Origin of the sequence: Pseudomonas sp. PS01297 (assembly GCF_029959305.1) — a bacterium.
GTDB classification, from domain to species: Bacteria; Pseudomonadota; Gammaproteobacteria; order Pseudomonadales; family Pseudomonadaceae; genus Aquipseudomonas; species Aquipseudomonas helleri.
The window spans coordinates 19,710-43,436 of sequence record NZ_JASCPQ010000035.1 but is presented as its reverse complement, the minus strand read 5'-3'; the positions used below and the strand labels follow the sequence as shown (position 1 = coordinate 43,436).

General features: G+C 55.7%; 18 protein-coding genes. 9 read left to right on the top strand and 9 right to left on the bottom strand.

Annotated elements, in window-relative coordinates; genetic code table 11:
• The first annotated feature begins 250 nt into the window (after nt 1-250).
• From tig to QMX84_RS12610, 6 genes are all read left to right on the top strand, one after another.
• Nucleotides 251-1,561: a trigger factor gene (tig, locus tag QMX84_RS12635; protein ID WP_048373030.1), complete on the top strand. Its 1,311-nt coding sequence runs from the start codon at nt 251-253 to the stop codon at nt 1,559-1,561.
• A gap of 91 nt (nt 1,562-1,652) precedes the next feature.
• Nucleotides 1,653-2,294, top strand: coding sequence for an ATP-dependent Clp endopeptidase proteolytic subunit ClpP (gene clpP, locus QMX84_RS12630; RefSeq protein ID WP_048373031.1), 642 nt, complete (start codon nt 1,653-1,655; stop codon nt 2,292-2,294).
• A 106-nt stretch (nt 2,295-2,400) separates the two neighbouring features.
• Nucleotides 2,401-3,684 carry an ATP-dependent Clp protease ATP-binding subunit ClpX gene (gene clpX / locus QMX84_RS12625; protein ID WP_048373032.1) on the top strand — a complete coding sequence of 428 codons (1,284 nt, stop codon included), beginning with the start codon at nt 2,401-2,403 and terminating at the stop codon, nt 3,682-3,684.
• A gap of 163 nt (nt 3,685-3,847) precedes the next feature.
• The gene (lon, locus tag QMX84_RS12620; RefSeq protein WP_048373033.1) at nt 3,848-6,244 is read left to right on the top strand and encodes an endopeptidase La; all 2,397 of its coding nucleotides are present in this window, start codon (nt 3,848-3,850) and stop codon (nt 6,242-6,244) included.
• 146 nt (nt 6,245-6,390) lie between these two features.
• Nucleotides 6,391-6,663 carry an HU family DNA-binding protein gene (locus tag QMX84_RS12615; RefSeq protein ID WP_003183171.1) on the top strand — a complete coding sequence of 91 codons (273 nt, stop codon included), beginning with the start codon at nt 6,391-6,393 and terminating at the stop codon, nt 6,661-6,663.
• Between the two features lie 229 nt (nt 6,664-6,892).
• A complete protein-coding gene (locus tag QMX84_RS12610) occupies nt 6,893-8,764 on the top strand; it encodes a SurA N-terminal domain-containing protein (protein ID WP_282363932.1) in 1,872 nt (623 codons plus the stop codon).
• 79 nt (nt 8,765-8,843) lie between these two features.
• Here the strand turns inward: QMX84_RS12610 and QMX84_RS12605 are convergent, their stop codons facing one another.
• The gene (locus tag QMX84_RS12605) at nt 8,844-9,752 is read right to left on the bottom strand and encodes a LysR family transcriptional regulator (protein WP_262126585.1); all 909 of its coding nucleotides are present in this window, start codon (nt 9,750-9,752) and stop codon (nt 8,844-8,846) included.
• 2 nt (nt 9,753-9,754) lie between these two features.
• On the opposite strand from QMX84_RS12605, the gene QMX84_RS12600 reads away from it, so the two are divergent.
• Together QMX84_RS12600 and QMX84_RS12595 are read left to right on the top strand one after the other, a co-directional pair.
• Nucleotides 9,755-11,125 carry an MFS transporter gene (locus QMX84_RS12600; protein ID WP_348775196.1) on the top strand — a complete coding sequence of 457 codons (1,371 nt, stop codon included), beginning with the start codon at nt 9,755-9,757 and terminating at the stop codon, nt 11,123-11,125.
• Between the two features lie 45 nt (nt 11,126-11,170).
• Nucleotides 11,171-12,061, top strand: a complete 891-nt coding sequence (locus QMX84_RS12595; protein ID WP_262126586.1) for an NAD(P)-dependent oxidoreductase — start codon at nt 11,171-11,173, stop codon at nt 12,059-12,061.
• Nucleotides 12,062-12,141: 80 nt separating this feature from the next.
• Here the strand turns inward: QMX84_RS12595 and fabI are convergent, their stop codons facing one another.
• The 8 genes from fabI to gloB form a co-directional block, all read right to left on the bottom strand.
• Nucleotides 12,142-12,936 carry an enoyl-ACP reductase FabI gene (gene fabI, locus QMX84_RS12590; protein ID WP_153333571.1) on the bottom strand — a complete coding sequence of 265 codons (795 nt, stop codon included), beginning with the start codon at nt 12,934-12,936 and terminating at the stop codon, nt 12,142-12,144.
• A gap of 19 nt (nt 12,937-12,955) precedes the next feature.
• Entirely contained in the window at nt 12,956-14,566 is a 1,611-nt protein-coding gene (locus QMX84_RS12585; protein WP_048373042.1) for an ABC transporter ATP-binding protein, read from the bottom strand.
• 1 nt (nt 14,567) lies between these two features.
• A complete protein-coding gene (locus tag QMX84_RS12580; RefSeq protein WP_048373045.1) occupies nt 14,568-15,587 on the bottom strand; it encodes an ABC transporter permease in 1,020 nt (339 codons plus the stop codon).
• 1 nt (nt 15,588) lies between these two features.
• Entirely contained in the window at nt 15,589-16,662 is a 1,074-nt protein-coding gene (locus tag QMX84_RS12575) for a microcin C ABC transporter permease YejB (RefSeq protein ID WP_262126587.1), read from the bottom strand.
• The gene (locus QMX84_RS12570; protein ID WP_282363931.1) at nt 16,663-18,504 is read right to left on the bottom strand and encodes an extracellular solute-binding protein; all 1,842 of its coding nucleotides are present in this window, start codon (nt 18,502-18,504) and stop codon (nt 16,663-16,665) included.
• Nucleotides 18,501-20,330, bottom strand: coding sequence for an extracellular solute-binding protein (locus tag QMX84_RS12565; protein WP_282363930.1), 1,830 nt, complete (start codon nt 20,328-20,330; stop codon nt 18,501-18,503). Before QMX84_RS12565 ends, QMX84_RS12570 begins: the two co-directional genes overlap by 4 nt.
• A 155-nt stretch (nt 20,331-20,485) precedes the next feature.
• Nucleotides 20,486-21,886: a LysM peptidoglycan-binding domain-containing protein gene (locus QMX84_RS12560; protein ID WP_048373055.1), complete on the bottom strand. Its 1,401-nt coding sequence runs from the start codon at nt 21,884-21,886 to the stop codon at nt 20,486-20,488.
• Nucleotides 21,887-21,984: 98 nt separating this feature from the next.
• On the bottom strand, nt 21,985-22,764 hold the full coding sequence (gene gloB / locus QMX84_RS12555) for a hydroxyacylglutathione hydrolase (protein WP_282363929.1): 780 nt from the start codon (nt 22,762-22,764) through the stop codon (nt 21,985-21,987).
• A gap of 123 nt (nt 22,765-22,887) precedes the next feature.
• Here gloB and QMX84_RS12550 point away from each other — a divergent pair, with 123 nt between their 5' ends.
• Nucleotides 22,888-23,646 (top strand): class I SAM-dependent methyltransferase, encoded by a 759-nt coding sequence (locus tag QMX84_RS12550; protein ID WP_123750085.1) that lies wholly within the window; start codon nt 22,888-22,890, stop codon nt 23,644-23,646.
• Nucleotides 23,647-23,727 lie beyond the last annotated feature (81 nt).

Here is a 23,727-nt window from a genome sequence, read left to right as displayed (position 1 = left end):
TGTTGGGTGGCGTTTGTCAGGCGCATGTGTGTTCTCTGCTTCTATATAGAAGGCTCTGAACTGGGTCGTGTGTAAAGGTTTGTGTATTTTGAGCGGGTTAAGCAAATCATTGCTTGTGCTTAATAATGTACCGGTCGTTTCTATGTGCGATTTGGGTAGGGTGACTTCTTGAGTTTGACCCACTAGAATGCATGCCCTTGATTATGGGGTCGGAAACGGCCGGCTAATGTCTGTGCAACGAGGAATATCCATGCAAGTTTCTGTTGAAAATACTTCCGCTCTTGAGCGTCGCATGACCATTGGCGTGCCAGCTGAGCGTATTGAGGCTGAAGTCAACAAGCGTCTGCAACAGACTGCCCAAAAGGCCAAAATCCCGGGCTTCCGTCCAGGCAAAGTGCCAATGAGCGTGATCCGTCAGCGCTACGAAGCTGATGCGCGTCAAGAAGCTCTGGGCAACGTGATCCAGGCTTCCTTCTACGAAGCAGTGGTTGAGCAGAAGCTGAACCCGGCTGGCGCACCGTCGGTTGAGCCTAAAGTCTTCGAGAAAGGCAAAGATCTGGAATACATCGCGACATTCGAAGTGTTCCCTGAATTCGAAGTGACGGGTCTGGACACCATCGCCGTCGAGCGCCTGAGCGCCGAAGTGGCTGAAGCTGACCTGGACAAAATGCTGGACGTGCTGCGCAAGCAGAACACCCGCTTTGAAGTAACTGAGCGTGCTGCTCAGAACGAAGACCAACTGAACATCGATTTCGTTGGCAAGGTTGATGGCGAAGTATTCGCTGGCGGTTCCGCCAAGGGTACTCAGCTGGTTCTGGGTTCGGGCCGTATGATCCCTGGCTTTGAAGAAGGTCTGGTTGGCGCTAAAGCAGGCGAAGAACGCGTTCTGACCCTGACTTTCCCAGAGGACTACCAGAACCTGGACCTGGCAGGCAAAACTGCTGAGTTCACCGTGACCGTGAACACTGTTTCTGAGCCTAAGCTGCCAGAACTGAACGAAGAATTCTTCGCTCAATTCGGTATCAAAGAAACCGGTATCGAAGGTTTCCGCACCGAAGTTCGCAAGAACATGGAGCGTGAGCTGCGTCAGGCGATCAAATCCAAAGTTAAAAATCAGGTAATGGACGGCCTGCTGGCTGCCAACCCGATTGAAGTGCCAAAAGCACTGCTGTCCAACGAAGTTGATCGTCTGCGCGTGCAGGCTGTTCAGCAATTCGGTGGCAACATCAAGCCTGACCAACTGCCTGCTGAGCTGTTCGAAGAACAAGCCAAGCGCCGCGTTGTACTGGGTCTGATCGTTGCTGAAGTGGTTAAGCAGTTCGATCTGAAGCCTGACGAAGATCGTGTTCGCGACATGATTCAGGAAATGGCTTCCGCTTACCAGGAGCCAGAGCAGGTTGTAGCGTGGTACTACAAAAATGATCAGCAATTGAACGAGGTTCGTTCTGTTGTGCTGGAAGAACAAGTTGTGGATACTGTTCTGCAGAAGGCTAAGGTGACCGATAAAGCGGTCTCTTACGAAGAAGCTGTCAAGCCGGTGGAAGCTCCACAAGCCGACTGATTTGTGATTCGTTAGAAAACACAACCATAAGCCAGCCTCGAGCTGGCTTATGCGTATTCCAGACAAGACTTTTTGGGAGTGACTGCCGGACATGTCCCGCAATTCTTATATTCAGCAGAACTCTGACATTCAGGCCGCAGGCGGCCTGGTCCCGATGGTTGTTGAGCAATCTGCTCGTGGCGAACGCGCCTACGACATCTATTCGCGCCTTCTGAAGGAGCGGATCATCTTCCTGGTAGGCCCTGTCGAAGACTACATGGCCAACCTGGTAGCTGCGCAGTTGCTTTTCCTTGAAGCCGAAAACCCGGACAAGGACATCCATCTGTACATCAACTCCCCAGGCGGCTCGGTGACTGCAGGCATGTCGATCTACGACACCATGCAGTTCATCAAGCCAGACGTGTCGACTATCTGCATTGGTCAGGCCTGCAGCATGGGTGCTTTCCTGCTGGCTGGTGGCGCACCGGGCAAGCGTCACTGCCTGCCTAACTCGCGCATGATGATTCACCAGCCACTGGGCGGTTTCCAGGGCCAGGCGTCGGATATCGACATCCATGCCAAAGAAATCCTCAACATCCGTCATCGCTTGAACTCGTTGCTGGCCCATCACACCGGTCAGTCGCTGGAAACCATCGAGCGTGACACAGAGCGTGACAATTTCATGAGCGCTGAGCGTGCAGCCGAATACGGTTTGATCGACTCTGTGTTCAGCAAGCGTCAAATGCCCGCTTAAGCAGCCCAAATGTAGGTGGTTGGATTAACCGACCACCTGCGGGCTTGAAAAAGCCCGCAGTTGCCTTCATCTTGTGTTGCAAGCCTATCGGATTTGGATCGATCGAATGACTGACACCCGCAACGGCGAGGACAACGGCAAATTGCTCTATTGCTCCTTCTGTGGCAAAAGCCAGCATGAAGTGCGCAAATTGATTGCCGGCCCCTCGGTGTTTATCTGCGACGAATGCGTCGACTTGTGCAACGACATCATCCGTGAGGAGGTGCAGGAAGCCCAAGCCGAAAGCAGCGCGCATAAATTACCTTCGCCAAAAGAAATCAGCGGCATCCTTGATCAATACGTGATTGGTCAGGAACGTGCCAAAAAGGTTTTGGCTGTAGCGGTTTACAACCACTACAAGCGCCTGAACCAGCGTGACAAAAAGAACGACGACGTCGAACTCGGCAAGAGCAACATCCTGCTGATCGGACCTACCGGCTCGGGTAAAACCCTGCTGGCCGAAACCTTGGCTCGTCTGCTGAACGTACCTTTCACCATCGCTGATGCCACCACCCTGACCGAAGCCGGTTATGTAGGTGAAGATGTTGAGAACATCATTCAGAAGTTGCTGCAGAAATGCGATTACGACGTAGAAAAAGCCCAAATGGGTATCGTCTACATTGATGAAATCGACAAGATTTCGCGCAAATCTGACAACCCTTCGATTACCCGTGATGTTTCCGGCGAAGGTGTGCAGCAAGCGTTGCTGAAACTGATCGAAGGCACCGTGGCTTCCGTACCGCCTCAAGGTGGTCGCAAGCACCCGCAGCAAGAGTTCTTGCAGGTTGATACCCGCAACATTCTGTTTATCTGCGGCGGCGCATTCTCGGGCCTTGAAAAGGTTGTGCAGGCGCGCTCGACTCGCGGCGGCATCGGCTTCAGTGCCGAAGTTCGCAGCAAGGAAGAGGGCAAGAAAGTTGGCGAATCGCTGCGTGAAGTCGAACCTGACGATCTGGTCAAGTTCGGTCTGATCCCGGAATTTGTCGGCCGTTTACCTGTTCTGGCTACTCTGGACGAACTGGATGAAGCAGCACTGATCCAGATTCTGACTGAGCCCAAGAACGCGCTGACCAAGCAATACGGCAAGCTGTTCGAGATGGAAGGCGTTGACCTTGAGTTCCGTGCAGACGCACTGAAAGCAGTGGCCAAGCGCGCCCTTGAGCGCAAGACCGGTGCTCGTGGTCTGCGTTCGATTCTCGAAAGCGTACTGCTCGATACCATGTATGAAATCCCCTCGCAGTCTGAGGTGAGTAAAGTGGTGATCGACGAAAGCGTTATAGAAGGTAAGTCCCAACCGTTGTTTATTTACGAAAGCAACGAAGTGGCTGCCAAGGCTGCACCTGACGCGTAAATGTATTGCTGCGTATGACATATTGCGTGTTAAAGAAGGGGCCTTCGGGCCCCTTTGTTTTTCCTGTCGCTCAGTGCTTGTTTTTTTTCGAGACAGCCCCCATCTTGGCTTCAAGCTTACTTCCACCTGATTACGGCCTTATGGCCGCCGTAGAGGCGAAATCATGAAGACAACCATCGAATTGCCTCTCCTGCCATTGCGCGATGTTGTTGTTTATCCGCACATGGTTATCCCACTGTTCGTGGGACGTGAGAAATCAATCGAGGCCCTTGAGGCTGCGATGACGGGCGACAAGCAGATTCTGCTGTTGGCTCAGAAAAATCCTGCAGACGATGATCCGGGCGAAGACGCGCTCTATCGTGTAGGTACGATTGCAACTGTCCTGCAACTGCTCAAGCTGCCGGACGGTACCGTTAAAGTACTGGTTGAGGGCGAGCAGCGTGGCGCTGTGGAGCACTTCGGCCAGGCAGATGGCTACCTCAGTGCCGAAGTCTCGCTGATTGACGAAGTGGCCGTAGCAGAGCGTGAGTCCGAAGTCTTCGTACGCAGCTTGCTCTCGCAATTCGAACAGTACGTACAACTGGGTAAAAAAGTCCCGGCTGAGGTGCTGTCTTCGCTCAACAGCATTGATGAGCCGAGCCGTCTGGTAGACACCATGTCTGCCCACATGGCCCTCAAAATCGAGCAAAAGCAGGAAATCCTCGAAATCATCAACCTGCAAGACCGGGTTGAGCATGTGCTGGCGTTGCTGGATGCCGAGATCGACTTGCTGCAAGTTGAAAAGCGCATTCGTGGCCGTGTCAAAAAGCAGATGGAGCGCAGCCAGCGCGAGTACTACCTGAATGAGCAAATGAAAGCCATTCAGAAAGAGCTGGGTGACGGTGACGAAGGTCACAATGAAATCGAAGAGCTGAAAAAACGCATTGATGAAGCGGGCTTGCCCAAAGATGCGATGACCAAGGCCCAGGCTGAGCTGAACAAGCTCAAGCAAATGTCGCCAATGTCGGCAGAAGCGACCGTCGTGCGCTCTTACATCGACTGGCTGGTGCAGGTGCCTTGGAAGGCTCAAAGCAAGGTGCGTCTGGATCTCAAACGCGCTGAAGACATTCTGGATGCCGACCACTACGGCCTGGAAGAAGTCAAAGAGCGGATCCTCGAATACCTCGCCGTGCAAAAGCGCGTGAAGAAAATTCGCGGTCCTGTGCTGTGCCTGGTAGGGCCGCCTGGCGTGGGTAAAACCTCGCTGGCAGAGTCCATTGCCCACGCGACAAACCGCAAGTTTGTACGTATGGCCTTGGGTGGCGTGCGTGATGAAGCTGAAATCCGTGGTCACCGCCGGACTTACATCGGTTCCATGCCGGGCCGATTGATTCAAAAAATGACCAAGGTTGGGGTGCGCAACCCGCTGTTCCTGCTCGATGAAATCGACAAAATGGGCAGTGACATGCGTGGCGACCCGGCGTCGGCCCTGCTTGAGGTGCTGGACCCGGAGCAAAACCACAACTTCAACGACCATTACCTTGAGGTTGATTACGACCTGTCCGACGTCATGTTCCTGTGCACCTCGAACTCCATGAACATCCCGCCAGCCTTGCTGGACCGGATGGAAGTGATTCGTCTGCCGGGCTACACCGAAGACGAAAAGATCAACATCGCGGTCAAATACCTCGCTCCGAAACAAATTGAAGCGAATGGTTTGAAGAAAGGCGAGCTGGCTTTCGATAACGCGGCCATCCGCGACATCATCCGTTATTACACCCGTGAAGCCGGTGTGCGGGGCCTTGAGCGTCAAATTGCGAAGATCTGCCGCAAGGCCGTGAAGGAACATGCGCTGGAAAAACGCTTTGCCGTCACCGTGACGCCGGAGCTGTTGGAGCACTTCCTCGGTGTAAGAAAATTCAGCTATGGCTTGGCAGAACAGGAAGATCAAATCGGTCAAGTGACGGGCCTGGCCTGGACGCAAGTGGGTGGCGAATTGCTCACCATTGAGTCGGCTGTCGTGCCTGGCAAAGGCCAGTTGATCAAGACCGGTTCGCTGGGTGATGTGATGGTTGAGTCCATTACCGCAGCGTTGACGGTGGTTCGCAGCCGCGCCAAGAGCCTCGGTATCCCATTGGATTTCCACGAGAAACGCGACATCCACATACACATGCCCGAAGGCGCTACGCCTAAAGATGGCCCTAGCGCAGGTGTAGGAATGTGCACTGCATTGGTGTCGGCGCTTACGCTGATTCCTGTGCGAGCTGATGTTGCAATGACCGGTGAAATTACTCTGCGTGGTCAGGTACTGGCCATCGGCGGTCTTAAAGAAAAACTCCTGGCAGCCCATCGCGGTGGAATCAAAACGGTCATTATTCCTGAAGAGAATGTCCGTGATCTGAAGGAAATTCCTGACAACATCAAGCAGGATCTTCAGATTAAACCGGTTAAATGGATTGACGAGGTCCTGCAAATTGCGCTGCAATACGCCCCGGAGCCCTTGCCAGATGTGGCTCCTGAGATTGTTGCCAAGGATGAGAAGCGCGAGTCTGACTCTAAGGAAAGAATTAGCACGCATTAATACGAATTTGCCTGAGGGGCTTTCTTGACGCTGTATAGAGCCCTTGTTATAAAGCGGCTCTATAAGTGTCCGTAATACTCAGGCAAACGTTTAGCTTTACCAAAAAACTTTAGAAACATACTCAGACAGATATAAGGGGACTTAGAGTGAACAAGTCGGAACTGATTGATGCTATCGCTGCATCTGCTGATATCCCGAAAGCTGCAGCTGGCCGTGCGCTGGACGCAGTAATCGAATCCGTCACTGGCGCTCTTAAGGCCGGCGACTCTGTGGTACTGGTTGGTTTCGGTACTTTCTCTGTGACCGATCGCCCTGCTCGCACAGGTCGTAACCCACAGACTGGTAAAACGCTGGAAATTCCTGCCGCTAAAAAACCAGGCTTCAAAGCCGGTAAAGCGCTGAAAGAAGCGGTTAACTAAGTTTCTGTAACACTTTTTACCCAACCGGGTCAGGCGCACGCCAGGCTTGGCAGCGGAGCGGTAGTACCGTCGATGGTTATGTTGACGTGTTACGCCGAGGGTCGCGGGTTCGAGCCCGGTCCGCTCCGCCAGTTACGAGAAGGCGCATCCTCGGATGCGCCTTTCTTCTATCCGGACTCTACCCACGCTCCACGGTTGCTCATTGTGCAAGACCGTTTCTGGGGGAAGCATGCTGCAAAATATCAGGGACAATTCACAAGGCTGGATTGCCAAGACCATCATCGGTGTCATCGTCGCGTTGATGGCGTTGACCGGTTTCGATGCGATTTTTCAAGCCACCTCTCACAGCAAGGATGCGGCCAAAGTAAACGGTGAAGAAATCACTCAGGTTGAACTCAGCCAAGCTGTCGACATGCAACGTCGTCAGTTGATGCAACAACTGGGCAAGGATTTCGACCCTGCATTGCTGGACGAAAAAATGCTGCACGATGCAGCCCTCAAAGGGTTGATTGACCGCAAGCTGTTGCTGCAAGGCGCCAACCAGGCCAAGTTCTCCTTCTCGGAAGCGGCTTTGGACCAGGTAATCCTGCAAACACCAGAGTTCCAGGACAATGGCCAGTTCAGCCCTGAACGTTTCGACCAGGTGATTCGTCAACTGGGTTACGGCCGACTGCAATTTCGCGAAATGCTAGGTCAGGAAATGCTGATTGGTCAGTTGCGTGCCGGTTTGGCAGGCAGTGGTTTCGTGACCGACGAAGAAGTGAACGCGTTTGCCCGTCTTGAGAAGCAAACCCGTGATTTCGCCACCCTGAACATCAAGGCTGATCCAGCTGCGGTGAAGGTCAGCGATGACGAGGTTAAGGCTTACTACGACGAGCACGCCAAAGAGTTCATGACCCCTGATCAGGTGGTGATTGATTACATCGAATTGAAGAAGTCCGCCTTCTTCGACCAGGTGGCAGTCAAAGATGAGGAGCTGCAAGCCCTTTATCAGAAAGAAATCGCCAACCTGGCTGAACAGCGCCGCGCTGCGCACATCCTGATTGAAGTCAACGACAAGGTCAGCGACGCGCAAGCCAAAGCCAAAATTGAAGACATTCAACAGCGCTTGGCAAAAGGCGAAAGCTTCGAAGCACTGGCCAAAGAGTTCTCCCAAGACCCAGGTTCGGCTGCCAACGGCGGTGACCTTGGCTTTGCAGGCCCGGGTGTCTACGACCCAACCTTTGAGACGGCTGTCTATGCGTTGAAAAAAGATCAGGTATCGGAGCCGGTGCGTACCAGTTTTGGTTACCACTTGATAAAGCTGTTGGGCGTTGAGGCACCAGAAGTGCCGAGCTTTGCCAGCTTGAAAGACAAACTGACCCGTGATCTTAAAACCCAGCAGGTTGAGCGCCGCTTCGTCGATGCAACCAAGCAGTTGGAAGACTCGGCTTTCGAAGCATCCGATCTGGCCCAACCGGCGCAAGAGCTGAACCTGACCGTTCACACCTCGGCACCGTTTGGTCGTGAGGGTGGCGAAGGCATCGCTGCCAACCGCGCTGTGGTTCAAGCCGCATTCAGCACCGAAGTGATGGATGAAGGCGCGAACAGCACCGCACTTGAGCTTGACCCTGAGACCGTTGTGGTTCTGCGTGTCAAAGAGCACCGTAAGCCAGAGCAACTGCCTCTGGAAGCCGTTGCCTCGAGCATTCATGCACACCTGGTCAAAGAGCAGGCGGCTGGCGCTGCTAAAGCCAAGGCTGAAGGCACCATCAAAGATCTGCGCGATGGCAAGCTGGCGTTGAACCAGCCGGTTGCCGGCCAGTCGTGGAAAGTTGATGAAGCCGTCACCCGTGGTCAGGACGGTATTGATCCTGTCGTGCTGCAAGCGGTCTTCCGCATGCCTAAGCCGGCAGCCAAGGACAAGCCGACCTTTAGCACTGTTAGCCTGGCTGATGGCACCGTGGTCGTGCTACGCCTCAATGGCGTAAACGATGATGCGAAGCCAACCGACGAAGAGAAAGCTTCTTACCGTCGCTTCCTGGCGTCGCGTTCGGGTCAGCAAGACTTTGCTGCCTACCGCAAGCAGTTGGAAAACGAAGCCAAGGTTGAGCGCTACTAAGCTCTCAGCTTCGCTTCACTAAAAATGGCCGCTCACTGAGCGGCCATTTTTTTTGCGGTCCAAACGCTGACAAAAACCTTTATTTGATCAGGTCCATCACAAAGCTGAGCAGGGCGCGAGTCTTGGCCGGGACGTGATGGCGCGACGGGTAGTAGGCGTAGAGCGGGAATCGCTGGTCCGACCATTCGGGGAACAATTGCACCAACTGATTTGATGAGGTGTATTGCTCGATCCCCAGTTCGAATAGCTGGGCAATGCCCAGGCCTGCCAGGCAGGCGCTGTAGACCGTTCCTGGGTCATTGACCGTGAGTTGCCCCTGGGGCTTCACGGTCAATTGTTTACGCTGTTGGTGAAACTCCCAGGCAAACGGTTTTCCCGTCACAGGCTCCCGGAAAAGAATGCAGCGGTGAGGCGTGTTCTCCAGTTCACGTGGATCTGTCGGATGCCCAAAACGCTCTAAGTAGGCCGGGGATGCCATGGCCAAAACCCGAGTGTCGAACAGTTTTCGGGCGACAAGCGACGATGGGAGAGGGTGCCCAAAGCGCAGTGCCAGATCAAAACCATCTGCCACCAGATCTCCCAGATCCTCCTTGCTGCGCATGTCCAGTTCCAAGTCCGGATAGCTGTCCAGAAAAGGCCCCAGTCGCGGCCCAAGGATGAAGCGTGCGAATAGCGGGTCGACATTAATGCGCAGGCGGCCCTGGACCATTTGTGCGTCACCGGCGGCACTGCTGGTGACCTCGGCCAGAGCGCCGATCAAAGGCATCACCTGCTCGTAAAAATGACGGCCTTCTTCGGTCAGCCTGACTGATCGTGTGGTGCGCTCGAAAATCCGGATCCCCAATCGGGTTTCCAGTCGGGCGACGGCTCTGCTGACACCGGACTGGGACATGTCCAGCATGTGGGCTGCGCCGCCAAAACTTCGTGTGTCGACCACTGCGGCCATGACATCCACGCCTTCAAGCAGTTGGGGGCTGAACGCTCGCATTAATGACTCCGGGGCATGGATATTGTGACTCTCATGCTATCGCACTTCTGCGAAGTAAATCCCACACTGGCTCTCGCTCAGCACACCACATTCATCGGGTGTGTTGGCCTTTCCCATCGCCATTCATTCGGGATGAAATGATGCAATCGATAGTTACAGATTCAAGCCCTGATCCTTCAGCGTCGCAACACCACGGGATGAAGGTCTCTAAAGGGCGAAGTGCAAGCGCTGTGCTCGCTTTAAGCCTGGGTTGCTTTTCTTTTGTCAGCACAGAACTCATGCCGGTCGGTGTTCTACCGGCACTGGCCCAAGGGCTGCACGTCTCGCTGGGCGTTGCAGGCTACCTGGTCACGATCTTTGCTTTCATGGTGGCCCTCACTGCCGCACCTCTTACCAGCCTGTTGGGGCACATCAACCGTAAAACCCTGATGTCTGGCCTTCTGGCCGTATGTTGCATCGGTAATCTGATTACCTTTCTGACCTCGGGTTATTTCGTTGTGTTCATCGGCCGAATTCTGGTTGCCGCTGCCATTGGTGTGTTCTGGTCGACCGCGGTTGTCACCGCCGTGCACCTGGTTGCTGCCCGCAATGCGGTGCGTGCGACGTCTATCGTGTTCGGCGGCGTTTCGCTGGCCGCCGTACTCGGCGTTCCTGCGGGGTCCATGTTGGGCGATCTCTATGGGTGGCGCGCGGTATTCGCGGCACTCTCTGTCCTGAGCCTGATCGTGTTCATGCTGATTGTCTGGTCTGTCCCGGCTGTGCGTATTTCTCGAACGGCCAAACGCGGGGCCATGTCGTCTGTGCTCAAGAGTCGCTCTCTGCTGGCGATTTTTGGGATCACCGCCTTCGTCGTGACCGGTAACTTTCTGGCTTACACCTACATTGCACCGTACCTCGAGCAGGTTGCCAGGCAGAGTGCCGCGCAGATCAGCTTGCTCCTGCTGGTTTACGGCGCTGCTGGCGTGGTCACCAACTTTGCCATCGGGCCTTTTGCTGCACGAGCGCCACGGGCCAGTCTGGGAGTAGTGACGGTGCTGCTTGGCGTGAGCCTGGCAAGCCTGAATACCGCTGCGCTTAGCCACACCGCGGTCATTGTCACGCTTGCGGCCTGGGGCGCGGCCTACGGTGCACTTCCCGTCTTGCTGCAGACCTTGGTGTTTAAAGAGGCATCCAAAATCGAAGGCGGTGCAGACGCGGCCACCTCTATCAACGTCTCTGTATTCAATGCCGCTATCGGGTTGGGCTCTCTGGTTGGGGGGCTGTTGATCAATCTGGCCGGCCCGTTGCCCATACCGTTTGTATCGGCAGCTTTCGCGTTGGCCGGGCTTGCGGTGCTGTTTGTCAGCCGCGAGCGCAAAGCCCGCAGGTCTTGATGCTATTTGTTTTCTCTACACACTTATCAAGCAGGTTGTTAAAGCATGAGCAACATTACAGTACTGGGCCTGGGGGCGATGGGGTCGCGGATGGCAGCTCGACTGATCACCGCCGGGCATAAGGTCACGGTCTGGAACCGCACGGGCCGGGCTGCGCAACCGTTGGTTGACTTGGGCGCCACCCTGGCAGCGTCGCCAAGGGACGCCAGCCAAGGCGCTGAGTTTGTAATCGCCATGCTGCGTGACGATGAAGTGTCGCGTTTCGTATGGCTGGATCCGGAGTGTGGGGCGCTCGCGGGTATGTCACCCGACACTGTCGCAATCGAGAGTTCAACCCTGACGTCGGGCTGGATACAGATGCTGGGTGCGCAGATGCAGCATCAACGGGTATCGCTGCTGGAGGCGCCGGTCTCCGGATCCCGGTTGCAGGCCGATACAGGGCAGTTGACCTACTTGATCGGCGGGGACGTACAGGTGCTTGAGCGTTGTCGTCCTGTGCTGGCTGCGTTGGGTTCTGGTATCCACCATACCGGTGCATTGGGGCATGGGGCGCTCACTAAGCTCGCAACCAATGCCTTGTTAGGCATACAGGTGACCGGTTTGGCTGAGATCATCGGCATGCTTAAGCGCAGTGGCGCCGATGCTTCGCAAGTGTTGGCGGCGATGGCAGGCACTTCTGTCTGGGCGCCGGTTGCCACTTACCTTGCCAGTACGATGCTGGCAGAGAACTTCGCCCCGCAGTTTCCCGTAGAGCTCATCGAGAAAGACTTCGGGTACGTATTGAGTGAAGCCGGTATTTCCAGGGATGCACCGACCATCGCTGCGGCACATGGGGTGTTTCTGCAGGCAATGGCACAAGGGCTAGGTGCAGAGAACATGACCAGCGTCGTGCGGCTATTTACCGCGCAGCATGCGCCTGGTGAGGCTGATAGCTGACGCGGGCTGTGAGCCCAAATAAAAAACGCCCGGTGCAGACTCTGCACCGGGCGTTTTTATTGGCGGTTGCGCCGAAGCAATTACTCTTCGAGGCTGCCCATAGCGGTGGTGTTGAAGCCGCCGTCTACGTACATGATTTCGCCGCTGATGCCCGAGGCCAGGTCGGAACACAGGAAGGCACCGGCGTTGCCGACTTCTTCGATGGTTACGTTACGGCGCAGCGGGGTTTGAGCTTCGTTGGCTGCCAGCATTTTGCGGAAGTTCTTGATGCCCGAAGCGGCCAGGGTGCGGATCGGACCGGCTGACACGCAGTTAACGCGAGTGCCTTCTGGGCCCAGGCTGCCTGCCAGGTAACGTACACCGGCTTCCAGGCTGGCTTTGGCCATGCCCATCACGTTGTAGTTAGGCATGGTGCGCTCGGCACCCAGGTAGGACAGGGTCAGCAGGCTGCCATTGCGGCCTTTCATCAGTGGGCGACCGGCTTTGGCCAGGGCCACGAAGCTGTAGGCGCTGATGTCGTGAGCGATGCGGAAGCCTTCACGGGTGGTGGCGTCGGTGAAGTCGCCGTCCAGTTGGTCGCCAGGGGCGAAACCTACGGAGTGGACGATGCAGTCCAGGCCGTCCCACTTCTTGCTCAGGTCTTCGAAAACCTTGGCGATTTCTTCATCGCTGGCAACGTCGCAAGGGAAGCACAGTTCCGGGCCAGAGCCCCAGCCTGCGGCGAACTCTTCAACGCGGCCTTTAAGCTTTTCGTTCTGATAAGTGAAGGCAAGTTCAGCGCCTTCACGGTGCATGGCGGCAGCAATGCCAGAAGCGATGGACAATTTGCTGGCGACACCGACGATCAGGACGCGCTTACCGGCGAGAAAACCCATGTGTTGTTCCTCTATCAGGTTAATCGACAGCCACTGGTGCCAAAAAGGCGGCTTCCAGCAGCTGTTGTGTATATGGATGTTGCGGTGAGGCAAAGATACTTTGCGCATCACCCTGTTCGACCACTTGGCCATGCTTGACCACCATCAGTTGGTGGCTCAGCGCTTTGACTACCGCCAGGTCATGGCTGATAAACAAATATGTCAGGTTGTACTTGGTTTGCAGCGAGCGTAACAACTCGACTACCTGGCGTTGTACTGTGCGGTCCAACGCGGAGGTTGGCTCGTCCAGCAGAATCAACGCCGGTTTTAATACCAGTGCCCGGGCAATGGCGATTCGTTGCCGTTGCCCGCCAGAAAACTCGTGAGGGTAGCGGTGCCGGGTTTCCGGATCCAGACCTACTTCTCGCAAGGCTTCAATAATTGCCTTTTCCTGCTCTTCAGGTGTGCCCATACGGTGAATGCGCAAACCTTCACCGACGATCTCGCTGACGCTCATGCGTGGGCTGAGACTGCCAAACGGGTCCTGAAATACCACCTGCATTTCTCTGCGCAGGGGTCTTACTTCCTGGCGTGACATGCAGTCTAACCGTTTGCCTTCAAAACGGATCAATCCTTCGCTGCCAATCAGGCGCAAAATCGCCAGGCCCAGCGTCGATTTTCCTGATCCGCTTTCTCCCACAATCCCCAGGGTCTGCCCTTGAGGCAGGCTGAAGTTAATCCCGTCGACCGCTTTGACGTAATCCACGGTTTTGCGTAACAAGCCTTTTTTGATCGGGAACCACACTTTGAGGTCCTCGACTTCCAGCAACGGCGCCCCGGCAAGCGTGCCAGCCGGGCCTCCGCTGGGCTCTGCGCTGAGCAGTTCCCGGGTGTACGGATGCTGTGGTGAACGAAACAATTGCTCACACGATGCTTGTTCGACGATGCAACCGCGCTGCATGACACATACTCTGTGCGCAATTCGTCGAACCAGGTTCAAATCGTGACTGATCAGTAACAGCGACATGCCCAGACGCGCCTGCAATTCCTTGAGCAATTCGAGGATTTTCAGCTGAACGGTGACGTCCAGTGCGGTGGTGGGTTCGTCGGCAATCAACAGTTCGGGTTCATTGGCCAAGGCCATGGCGATCATGACACGCTGGCGCTGGCCACCTGATAGCTCGTGCGGTAGCGCTTTAAGGCGTTTGTGCGGCTCAGGGATGCCCACCAGCTCAAGCAGCTCCAGCGTGCGCAGGGTGGCCTCTTTGCCGGTCAGGCCTTTGTGAATGCCCAGCACTTCATTGATTTGTTTTTCAATGCTGTGCAGCGGGTTCAGCGAGGTCATGGGCTCCTGAAAAATCATGGCAATGCGGTTGCCGCGAATATGCCGCAGCTTTTTCTCATCCAGATGCAGCAGGTCTTGCCCGGCATACTCAATGCTGCCGTGTGGATGGCGCGCCATGGGGTAGGGCAGCAGCCGCAGAATGGAGTGCGCGGTCACCGATTTGCCGGAGCCGCTTTCGCCAACCAGTGCCAGGGTTTCGCCGCGTTTGATATCGAAATTGATGCCTTGCACAACACGGTGTGATTGCTCGCCGGTGACAAACTCAACGGCGAGATCACGCACTTCGATCAGAATGTCCTGCGTCATCTTATTTCCTCGGATCGAAGGCATCGCGAGCGGACTCGCCGATAAACACCAGCAGGCTCAGCATGATGGCCAGCACCGCAAAGGCGCTGATGCCCAGCCACGGCGCTTGCAGGTTGGATTTGCCCTGCGCGACCAGTTCGCCCAACGACGGCGCCCCCGGCGGCAAGCCAAAGCCCAGGAAGTCCAGCGCGGTGAGCGTGCCAATGGCGCCGGTCAAAATAAACGGCATAAAGGTCATGGTCGAAACCATGGCGTTGGGCAGGATGTGCCGGTACATGATGGCCATGTCCTGCATGCCGAGTGCGCGAGCCGCTCGAACATATTCCAGGTTGCGACCGCGCAAAAATTCGGCGCGCACGACATCCACCAGGCTCATCCATGAGAACAGCAGCATGATCCCCAGCAGCCACCAGAAGTTGGGCTGAACAAAACTGGCCAGAATTATCAGCAGGTACAGCACCGGTAGCCCGGACCAGATCTCCAGAAACCGCTGGCCTGCCAGATCGACCCAACCGCCATAGAAGCCCTGAAGCGCACCTGCGATAACGCCGATGATCGAGCTCAAAATGGTCAACGTCAGGGCGAACAGCACTGAAATCCTGAAGCCATAGATCACCCGTGCCAGCACATCGCGCCCCTGGTCGTCGGTGCCCAGCCAGTTTTCCAGAGACGGCGGAGCGGGGGCGGGCACTTTCAGGTCGTAGTTAATGCTCTGATAGCTGTAGGGGATCGGTGGCCACACCACCAGGGCGTCTTTCTTGGCTAAAAGTTCGCGGATGTATGGGCTTTTGTAGTTGGCCTCGAGCGGGAATTCACCGCCGAAGTCGGTTTCCGGGTAGCGCTTGAGTGCCGGGAAATACCATTCGCCGTCGTAGTGAACCACCAGTGGTTTGTCGTTGGCGATCAGTTCAGCGCCCAGGCTCAGCCCAAACAGCACGATAAACAGCCACAGAGACCACCAGCCACGCTTGTTGGCTTTGAAACGTTCGAAACGTCGTCGATTGAGAGGGGACAGTTTCATCTCAATGCTCCCGGCTTTCAAAGTCGATGCGCGGATCAACCAGGGTGTATGAGAGATCGCCGATCAGTTTCACCACCAGCCCGACCAGCGTGAAGATAAACAGGGTGCCAAACACCACCGGGTAATCGCGATTGATCGCGGCTTCGAAGCTCATCAGCCCGAGGCCGTCCAGCGAGAAGATCACTTCAACCAGCAATGAGCCGGTAAAGAAGATGCCGATAAAGGCCGACGGGAAGCCGGCAATCACCAGCAGCATGGCGTTGCGAAACACGTGCCCGTAGAGCACGCGGTGATTGGTCAAGCCCTTGGCCTTGGCCGTGACCACGTATTGTTTGTTGATCTCATCCAGAAAGCTGTTTTTGGTCAGCAAGGTCATGGTGGCAAAGTTGCCGATGACCAGCGCGGTGATGGGCAGCGCCAAGTGCCAGAAATAGTCGAGGATCTTGCCGCCCAAACTGAGCTCGTCGAAGTTGTTGGAGGTCAGCCCGCGCAACGGGAACCAGTCCAGATAACTGCCCCCGGCGAACACCACGATCAGCAGGATGGCAAACAAAAAGGCCGGAATCGCGTAACCGACAATGATTGCCGAGCTGGTCCAGACGTCAAAGTGGCTGCCATGTCGCGTGGCCTTGGCGATGCCCAGCGGGATCGAGACCAGGTACATGATCAGCGTGCTCCACAACCCCAGCGAAATGGACACCGGCATTTTTTCTTTGATCAGGTCGATGACCTTGGCATCCCGGAAAAAACTCTCACCGAAATCCAGATGGGCGTAGTTCTTGATCATGATCCACAGGCGTTCAGGCGCTGACTTGTCGAAACCGTACATCTTCTCGATTTCTTCAATCAGCGCCGGGTCCAGGCCTTGCGCGCCCCGGTAGCTGGAGCCAGCCACCGAGACTTCCGAACCGCCTCCGGCGATACGGCTGGTTGCTCCGTCGAAGCCTTCAAGCTTGGCGATCATCTGGTCAACCGGGCCGCCGGGGGCGGCCTGAATAATGACGAAGTTAATCAGCAGAATGCCGAACAGCGTCGGAATAATTAGCAGCAGTCGCCTGAATATATACGCCAGCATTTACGGCTCCAGGCTTTCGCTTGTGGGTTTGGTAGGGGTGACGGGCGCTGAATCAGGTTTTGCCCACCACGTCTCGGTGCCGATGTCGTACAGCGGGGTCACCGCCGGGTGGCCAATGTTATGCGAGTACGCGACGCGCCAGGTTTTGATGTGCCAGTTGGGGATGACGTAGTAGCCCCATTGCAACACGCGGTCCAGCGCCCGGGCGTGGTTGATCAGGCTTTGCCGGGAATCGGAATGGATCAGGTCTTCGGTCAGTTGATCGATGGCCGGATCTTTAAGGCCAATAAAATTACGGCTGCCGGGTTTGTCGTAGCTCTGCGATTCCCAGTATTCACGCTGCTCACTGCCCGGCGAGTTGGACTGCGGGAAGCTGCCGACAATCATGTCGAAGTCCCGTGAACGCAGGCGATTGAGGTATTGCGAGGTGTCGACCCGACGAATTTGCAGGTCGATACCCAAGTCGCTGAGGTTGCGTTTGTAAGGCAGCAGAATGCGCTCGAATTCCGATTGCGCCAGCAAGAACTCAATTTTTACCGGCTTGCCTTGGGCGTCGACCATCTTGTCATCGACGATACGCCAGCCAGCGTCTTGCAGCAGTTGATAGGCGCGGCGCTGTTGGTCGCGAATCATGCCGCTGGCGTCGGTGACGTTGGGTTTGAAGATCTCGGTGAAGACCTTGTCCGGTATCTGGCCGCGCAAGGGTTCTAAAATAGCCAGCTCTTCTGCGCTCGGAAGCTCCTTGGCGGCCATTTCCGAGTTCTCAAAATAACTGCCAGTGCGTGAATAGGCGCCGCTGAACAATTGCTTGTTGGCCCATTCGAAGTCAAACAACAGGCTCAGTGCCTCGCGCACCCGTACATCCTGAAACATGGGTTTGCGCAGGTTGAAGATAAAGCCTTGCATGCCGGTCGGGTTATGGTTACGAATTTCTTCTTTTTTCAAGCGGCCCTGGGTGAAGGCTGGCGCGTTGTAGGCACTCGCCCAGTTCTTGGCGCTGATCTCGAACCAGTAATCAAACTGCCCGGCCTTGAGGGCTTCGAATGCCACGCTGTTGTCGCGGAAGTAGTCCACGGTAATCGCGTCGAAGTTGTACAGGCCCTTGTTGATCGGCAGGTCTTTTCCCCAGTAATCCTTGTTGCGCTCGTAGCGGATGGAACGCCCGGGTTTGATATCCGTGATGGTGTAGGGGCCGCTGCCGACAGGGATTTCAAGGTTGCCTTTACCGAAATCTCGGGTTTCCCACCAATGCTTGGGCAGTACGGGCAGTTGCCCCAGAATCAGCGGCAGTTCGCGGTTTTTGTTGTGCTTGAAGGTGAACTTCACCTGCAACGGGTTCTCGGCAATGGCCTGGTCGACATCGCTGTAATAGCCCTTGTACAGCGGCGAGCCGTTTTTCATCAGGGTGTCGAAGGTAAACACCACGTCTTCGGCGCGGATCGGGTGGCCATCGTTGAACTTGGCTTCGGGGCGCAGGTAAAAACGTACCCAGCTGTTATCCGGCGCCTTTTCCATCTTTTGCGCGATTAAACCGTAGGAGGTAAACGGTTCGTCCAGCGTCTGGCGGGTCAAGGTGTCGAAGGTCATTTCAATCCCTTCGGCCGGTACGCCCTTGTTGATAAACGGGTTGAGGCTGTCAAAGCTGCCGGTGGTTGATTTGCGAAAGGTGCCGCCCTTGGGGGCATCCGGGTTCACGTAATCGACATGCTTGAAGTCAGCCGGGTATTTCGGCGGCTCATCGTAAAGCGTCAATGCATGTTGTGGAGCGGCCAATGCCGCACAGGTCGCACTGGCCAGCAACAGGCCGGCCAGCGGTTTTAGCCAGGTACGCAAAGGCATCATCGGGTTTTCTCCGTAGGCTTGAGCCACCATGCGCTAAGGCCCAGTGTGTAAGGCGGCGTCGTCACAAAGGCGAACCGGTTGCGGTACGCCAGGCGGTGATAATTCAGATACCAGTTGGGAATCATGTAGTGCTGCCAGAGTAAAACGCGATCCAGCGCCCGGCCAGCAGCCAGTTGTTCTTCGCGGTTCTGTGCGGCCAGGAGTTTTTCCAGCAATTGATCGACGACCGGGCTGGCAACCCCTGCATAGTTCTTGCTGCCCTTGACGTTGGCCTGGCTGGAGTGAAAGTACTGCCACTGTTCAAGCCCGGGGCTCAAGGTCTGATCGAGGGTCATCAGGATCATGTCGAAATCGAATTGGTCCAGCCGCTGTTTGTATTGCGCGCGGTCGACAGTGCGCAGCCGCGCTTCGATACCGATGCTGGCGAGGTTCTCGACATAAGGTTGCAAAATGCGTTCGAGGTTCGGATTGACCAGCAATATCTCGAACGTCAGCGGTTTGCCTTCGCTATTGAGCAAGCGTTGCCCGGACAGTTTCCAGCCACCTTGGGCCAACAAGTCCAGGGCGCGGCGCATGGTTTCGCGGGGGATGCCGCGGCCATCGGTTTTCGGCAGGCTGAAGGCCTGGCTGAACAGCTCGGGGGGCAGTTGGCTGCGCCAAGGAGAGAGCATCAGCCATTCATGGCCTTGGGGGATGCCGCTGGCCGAGAACTCGCTGTTGGGGTAGTAGCTTTCGGCCCGTTGATATGAGCCATTGAATAAGGCGCGGTTGGTCCATTCGAAGTCGAACATTTGCCCCAGCGCTTCGCGAACATTAGCTTGCGCGAAAGTGCTGCGGCGGCTGTTCATAAACAGGCCTTGTGTCTGGGTCGGGATCTGATGGGTGATTTCAGCCTTGATCACATCGCCACGGCGTACAGCCGGAAACCGGTAGGCATTGGCCCAGTTCTTGGCCTGGTGTTCGATATAAATGTCGAATTCGCCCGCCTTGAACGCTTCGAAGGCAACGTTGCTGTCACGGTAAAACTCCACTTCGACCCGGTCGAAATTGTATTTACCGCGATTGACCGGCAGGTTGGCGCCCCACCAGTTTTTGACATGTTCAAACACCAACTGCCGGCCTGGTGTCACCTTGGTGATGCGATAAGGCCCGCTGCCCAGCGGTGGCTCGAACGTTGTCGCTTTAAAGTCCCGTTTCGCCCAGTAATGCTGTGGCAAAACCGGCAATTCACCCAGCCGCAGAATCAATAACGGATTGCCCGCACGTTTAAACACAAAACGGATGCGCTTGGGCCCCAAGATGTCGACGCGCTGAACTTCTTGAAGGTTGGTCCGGTATTGAGGATGGCCTTCTTTTAGCAGCAAGTTGTAAGAAAACGCTACGTCGTAAGCAGTGATAGGTTTGCCGTCATGAAAACGCGCTTCGGGTCGCAGGTTAAACACCACCCAACTGCGGTCTTCGTTGTATTCGACTGATTGTGCAATCAAGCCATAACTGGACGTAGGTTCGTCACCGGAAGGGGCATATTGGCCAGTACCGGCCATTAATGTCTCGTTGAGTTCGTTGACCCCGTATTGCAAGAAGTTTGCAGTCGAAACCGGGCTGGTGCCCTTGAAGGAATAAGGGTTGAGCGTGTCAAACGTGCCAAATGCCATGACCCGTAACGTCCCGCCTTTAGGCGCGTCGGGATTTACCCAATCGAAATGAGTAAACGTTGCCGGGTATTTGAGAGTACCGAACTGTGCATAACCGTGGCTTTCACTCAGGGTCGCACTCGCCGGAAAGCTCAAGGCCAGATTGATAAGAACTAACAGAAGGGGACGCATTAAGTCAGGTATTCGATCCGGGCATTGGGCTGAAGGTTTCCGTACAGTAACAGCTTGTATCTGTAGGAAAAAGGCCACGCCAGAAAGCACTGCGGGCAAGCAACTTCCTGCAATTTAGTAGGAGTATGCTTGCCCGCATGAACGTGCGAACCGAATCAGTGCGGCTTGTAGACCGTCAGGACTTGACCGGGCTTGAGGGCCTTGGCTGAATTTGGATTCCAGCGCTTAAGGTGCTGCATTTCAACATTGAAACGCTTGGCAACAATGTATAACGAGTCGCCTTTTTTAACGGTGTAAGTTGTGGCTTTTTTAGCAGCAGGCCTGCGGGTGTCCTGCATGACCAGCGTCTGGCCCGCTTTCAGGTTATGCCCGCTGAGTTTGTTCCAGCGCTGCAAGTCTTTGACATCAACTTTATTGGCTTTGGCGATCAGTGTCAGGTTGTCACCGCGTTTAACCCGGTATTGACGGGTTGGCCGGGCCGGCGGGTTGCTGGCGACTGTGTCGAAAACGGCCTTTTTGGGGCGCAGGCTCACCAGCTCTTCAGGCTTGAGATTTGACAGGCTGGCGGTCAACAACTGGGCTTTGGACGTTGGCACCAGCAAGTGTTGCGGGCCATCAGTGGTGGCGCGTTGCTTGTAAGCCGGGTTCAACTGAAACATTTCGTCTTCGTCGATCTCGGCCAGGGCTGCCACGCGGGACAGGTCCATGGACTGTTTTATCTCGACCATCTCGAAGTACGGTTCGTTGGCAATCGGGTTCAGGTTGATGCCATAGGCTTCGGGGGTCAGCACCACCTGTGACAGGGCCAGCAGCTTGGGCACATAATCTTTGGTTTCCTGCGGCAAAGGCAGGTTCCAGTAGTCGGTCGGCAAGCCGAGTTTTTCGTTGCGTTCAATCGCCCGGCTGACCGTGCCTTCACCTGCGTTATAAGCGGCCAGTGCCAGCAGCCAGTCACCGTTGAACATGTCATGCAGGCGCGTCAGGTAGTTCATGGCCGCGAGGGTCGAGGCGGTAATGTCGCGTCGGCCATCGTAGGCGCGGGTTTGGCGCAGATTGAAATAACGGCCTGTGGACGGGATGAACTGCCAAAGCCCCACCGCATTGGCGTGGGAGTACGCCATCGGGTTGTAAGAGCTTTCGATTACAGGCAATAAAGCCAGTTCGAGTGGCATGTTGCGTTCTTCAAGGCGCTCGACGATGTAATGAATGTACAAGCTGCCGCGTTCGCCGGCGCCTTCAAGAAAAGACGGGTTGCTGGCAAACCATAACCGCTGTTGTTCGATACGCGGGTTGACGCCCAGGCCTTCTTGTAGCTGGAAGCCTTGGCGCATGCGTTCCCAGACGTCTTTGGGGGCAACAGGCCCCGGCTTTTCCTTGAGCCAGAGCGGCTCTTGGGGAATGCGTTTGGTCAGTTTGAGAGTGGGCCGATCGACCGTTTGGGTCGAATGATCGAAGCTCTGGCATCCCGCCAAAGTGGCGGACACAACCACCGCGATCGCTTTAGCCAAGCGCGTCAATGCGTCTGAACTGATGGAGTTAGATTTAAATGACGACATTGGTTAAAGATAGTTTCGGGCAAAAATGTCGGGCGATTCTAGAAAGCAGGTGGGGCGCGGTCAACCATTCAGAATTTTAATGGCAACCGCGACGCTGATTAAAACTTGTCTTTCCAGCTACGCAAGCTGGCAAAGACCGCGCTGGGCGAGTCATTGTCACGCTTGTTCCATTCGTCAGCTTTTTCTTTAACAGATATTTCGTTAACCCGCAGAAACGGATTAGTGCGCAATTCAAGCGCAATACTTGATGGCAAACTGATCTTGCCTGCATCACGCCAGGCCGCAACTTGTGCAACTCGGTCGGCAATATCCGGGTTATTCGGCTCCACCGCTTGGGCAAAGCGCAAGTTGCTTTGTGTGTATTCGTGAGTGCAATACACCTCAGTGTGCGCTGGCAAGGCTGCCAACCGACTTAAAGAGTGATGCATTTGTTCTGGTGTGCCTTCAAATAACCGGCCACAACCGGCCGCGAACAACGTATCGCCGCTGAACAATAGTGGCTTTGAAATATCAGCGTGGTAATAAGCGATATGACCCAAGGTATGCCCAGGTACCAGAAATACTTTGAATTCAATTCCCAGTACGTTGATCACATCGTTATCGTTAAGTGGCACTTGTCGCGCGGGAATGTTTTCCAGCGCCGGGCCCCAGACTTTAGCGCCTGTGGTGGTGTGTAATTGCTCAACGCCACCCACATGGTCATGGTGATGGTGGGTGACCAGAATATCGCTGAGAACCCACTCGGGATGGTGCTTGAGCCAGTTCAGCACCGGGGCGGCGTCACCCGGATCGACCACGGCGCAGCGTTTTTGGGTCGTATCCTGTAACAACCATATGTAGTTGTCGCTGAAGGCGGGCAGAGCGTCGATCTGTAACATGGTGCAATTCCCAAGTGCGAGACAATGGCGCATCTTAGGGGCTGTTGGTGTTGCAATGCGAGCCGCGTTGCAGCGCCAGCCGAACGAAGAGGCGTAACCGGTGGATGGCGAGGTGGAGGAACAATGACCGATAAACCATTGGCTCAGGCGGACCCTGAGTGGCTGGCACTGATCAGTTCGGCCCGCGAATGGCTGTCTGGTCCCCTTGGCCAGTTGCTGCTGGAAGATGAGCAACGCGTGCTTGAGGACGAACTAGGACGCTATTTCGGCGGCTACCTGGTGCATTACGGTCCGGGTGCCGACACGCCGCCCAAGGCCCCGCAAGTGCAGCGCAATGTGCGGCTGGGCGCGCCTTTACCGGGTGTCGAAATCATCTGTGAAGAGCAATCCTGGCCTTTATGCGAGCACGCGGCCGATGTGGTGGTGTTGCAGCACGGTCTGGATTTTTGTTTGTCGCCCCACGGTCTGCTGCGTGAAGCCGCCAGCAGTGTCCGCCCCGGCGGGCACTTGTTGATTGTGGGGATTAACCCCTGGAGCAGTTGGGGGCTGCGGCATGTTTTTGCCAAAGATGCTCTGCGCAAGGCGCGGTGCATTTCCCCGTCGCGGGTTGCCGACTGGCTGAATCTACTGGGCTTTGCGCTGGAGAAACGCCGCTTCGGATGCTATCGTCCGCCGCTTGCTTCCAAGGCGTGGCAAGGCCGTTTGTCAGGTTGGGAGCGCAAGGCCGGTAGCTGGCAATTGGCCGGTGGTGGCTTCTATGTATTGGTCGCCCGCAAAATGGTGGTGGGTTTGCGACCCGTCAAGCCACTGCGTCGAGAGCCAAAAGGCAAACTGATCCCTCTGCAGATGGCCAAGGTCAATCGACCTGATATTGAACCCTAATTTAAAATGCCGGATCGGGTTAACCCGGCCCCAGGTGCTGCCATCACGACTTGATAGGCAGGCCGAGGCAGTACTTTCTGG

What these genes read in the sequence shown, in the direction of transcription:
- tig (WP_048373030.1), top strand. Translation starts at nt 251, where the DNA reads ATGCAAGTTTCTGTTGAAAATACTTCCGCTCTTGAGCGTCGCATGACC.
- clpP (WP_048373031.1), top strand. Translation starts at nt 1,653, where the DNA reads ATGTCCCGCAATTCTTATATTCAGCAGAACTCTGACATTCAGGCCGCA.
- clpX (WP_048373032.1), top strand. Translation starts at nt 2,401, where the DNA reads ATGACTGACACCCGCAACGGCGAGGACAACGGCAAATTGCTCTATTGC.
- lon (WP_048373033.1), top strand. Translation starts at nt 3,848, where the DNA reads ATGAAGACAACCATCGAATTGCCTCTCCTGCCATTGCGCGATGTTGTT.
- QMX84_RS12610 (WP_282363932.1), top strand. Translation starts at nt 6,893, where the DNA reads ATGCTGCAAAATATCAGGGACAATTCACAAGGCTGGATTGCCAAGACC.
- QMX84_RS12605 (WP_262126585.1), bottom strand. Translation starts at nt 9,752, where the DNA reads ATGCGAGCGTTCAGCCCCCAACTGCTTGAAGGCGTGGATGTCATGGCC.
- QMX84_RS12600 (WP_348775196.1), top strand. Translation starts at nt 9,755, where the DNA reads ATGACTCCGGGGCATGGATATTGTGACTCTCATGCTATCGCACTTCTG.
- QMX84_RS12595 (WP_262126586.1), top strand. Translation starts at nt 11,171, where the DNA reads ATGAGCAACATTACAGTACTGGGCCTGGGGGCGATGGGGTCGCGGATG.
- fabI (WP_153333571.1), bottom strand. Translation starts at nt 12,936, where the DNA reads ATGGGTTTTCTCGCCGGTAAGCGCGTCCTGATCGTCGGTGTCGCCAGC.
- QMX84_RS12585 (WP_048373042.1), bottom strand. Translation starts at nt 14,566, where the DNA reads ATGACGCAGGACATTCTGATCGAAGTGCGTGATCTCGCCGTTGAGTTT.
- QMX84_RS12580 (WP_048373045.1), bottom strand. Translation starts at nt 15,587, where the DNA reads ATGAAACTGTCCCCTCTCAATCGACGACGTTTCGAACGTTTCAAAGCC.
- QMX84_RS12575 (WP_262126587.1), bottom strand. Translation starts at nt 16,662, where the DNA reads ATGCTGGCGTATATATTCAGGCGACTGCTGCTAATTATTCCGACGCTG.
- QMX84_RS12570 (WP_282363931.1), bottom strand. Translation starts at nt 18,504, where the DNA reads ATGATGCCTTTGCGTACCTGGCTAAAACCGCTGGCCGGCCTGTTGCTG.
- QMX84_RS12565 (WP_282363930.1), bottom strand. Translation starts at nt 20,330, where the DNA reads ATGCGTCCCCTTCTGTTAGTTCTTATCAATCTGGCCTTGAGCTTTCCG.
- QMX84_RS12560 (WP_048373055.1), bottom strand. Translation starts at nt 21,886, where the DNA reads ATGTCGTCATTTAAATCTAACTCCATCAGTTCAGACGCATTGACGCGC.
- gloB (WP_282363929.1), bottom strand. Translation starts at nt 22,764, where the DNA reads ATGTTACAGATCGACGCTCTGCCCGCCTTCAGCGACAACTACATATGG.
- QMX84_RS12550 (WP_123750085.1), top strand. Translation starts at nt 22,888, where the DNA reads ATGACCGATAAACCATTGGCTCAGGCGGACCCTGAGTGGCTGGCACTG.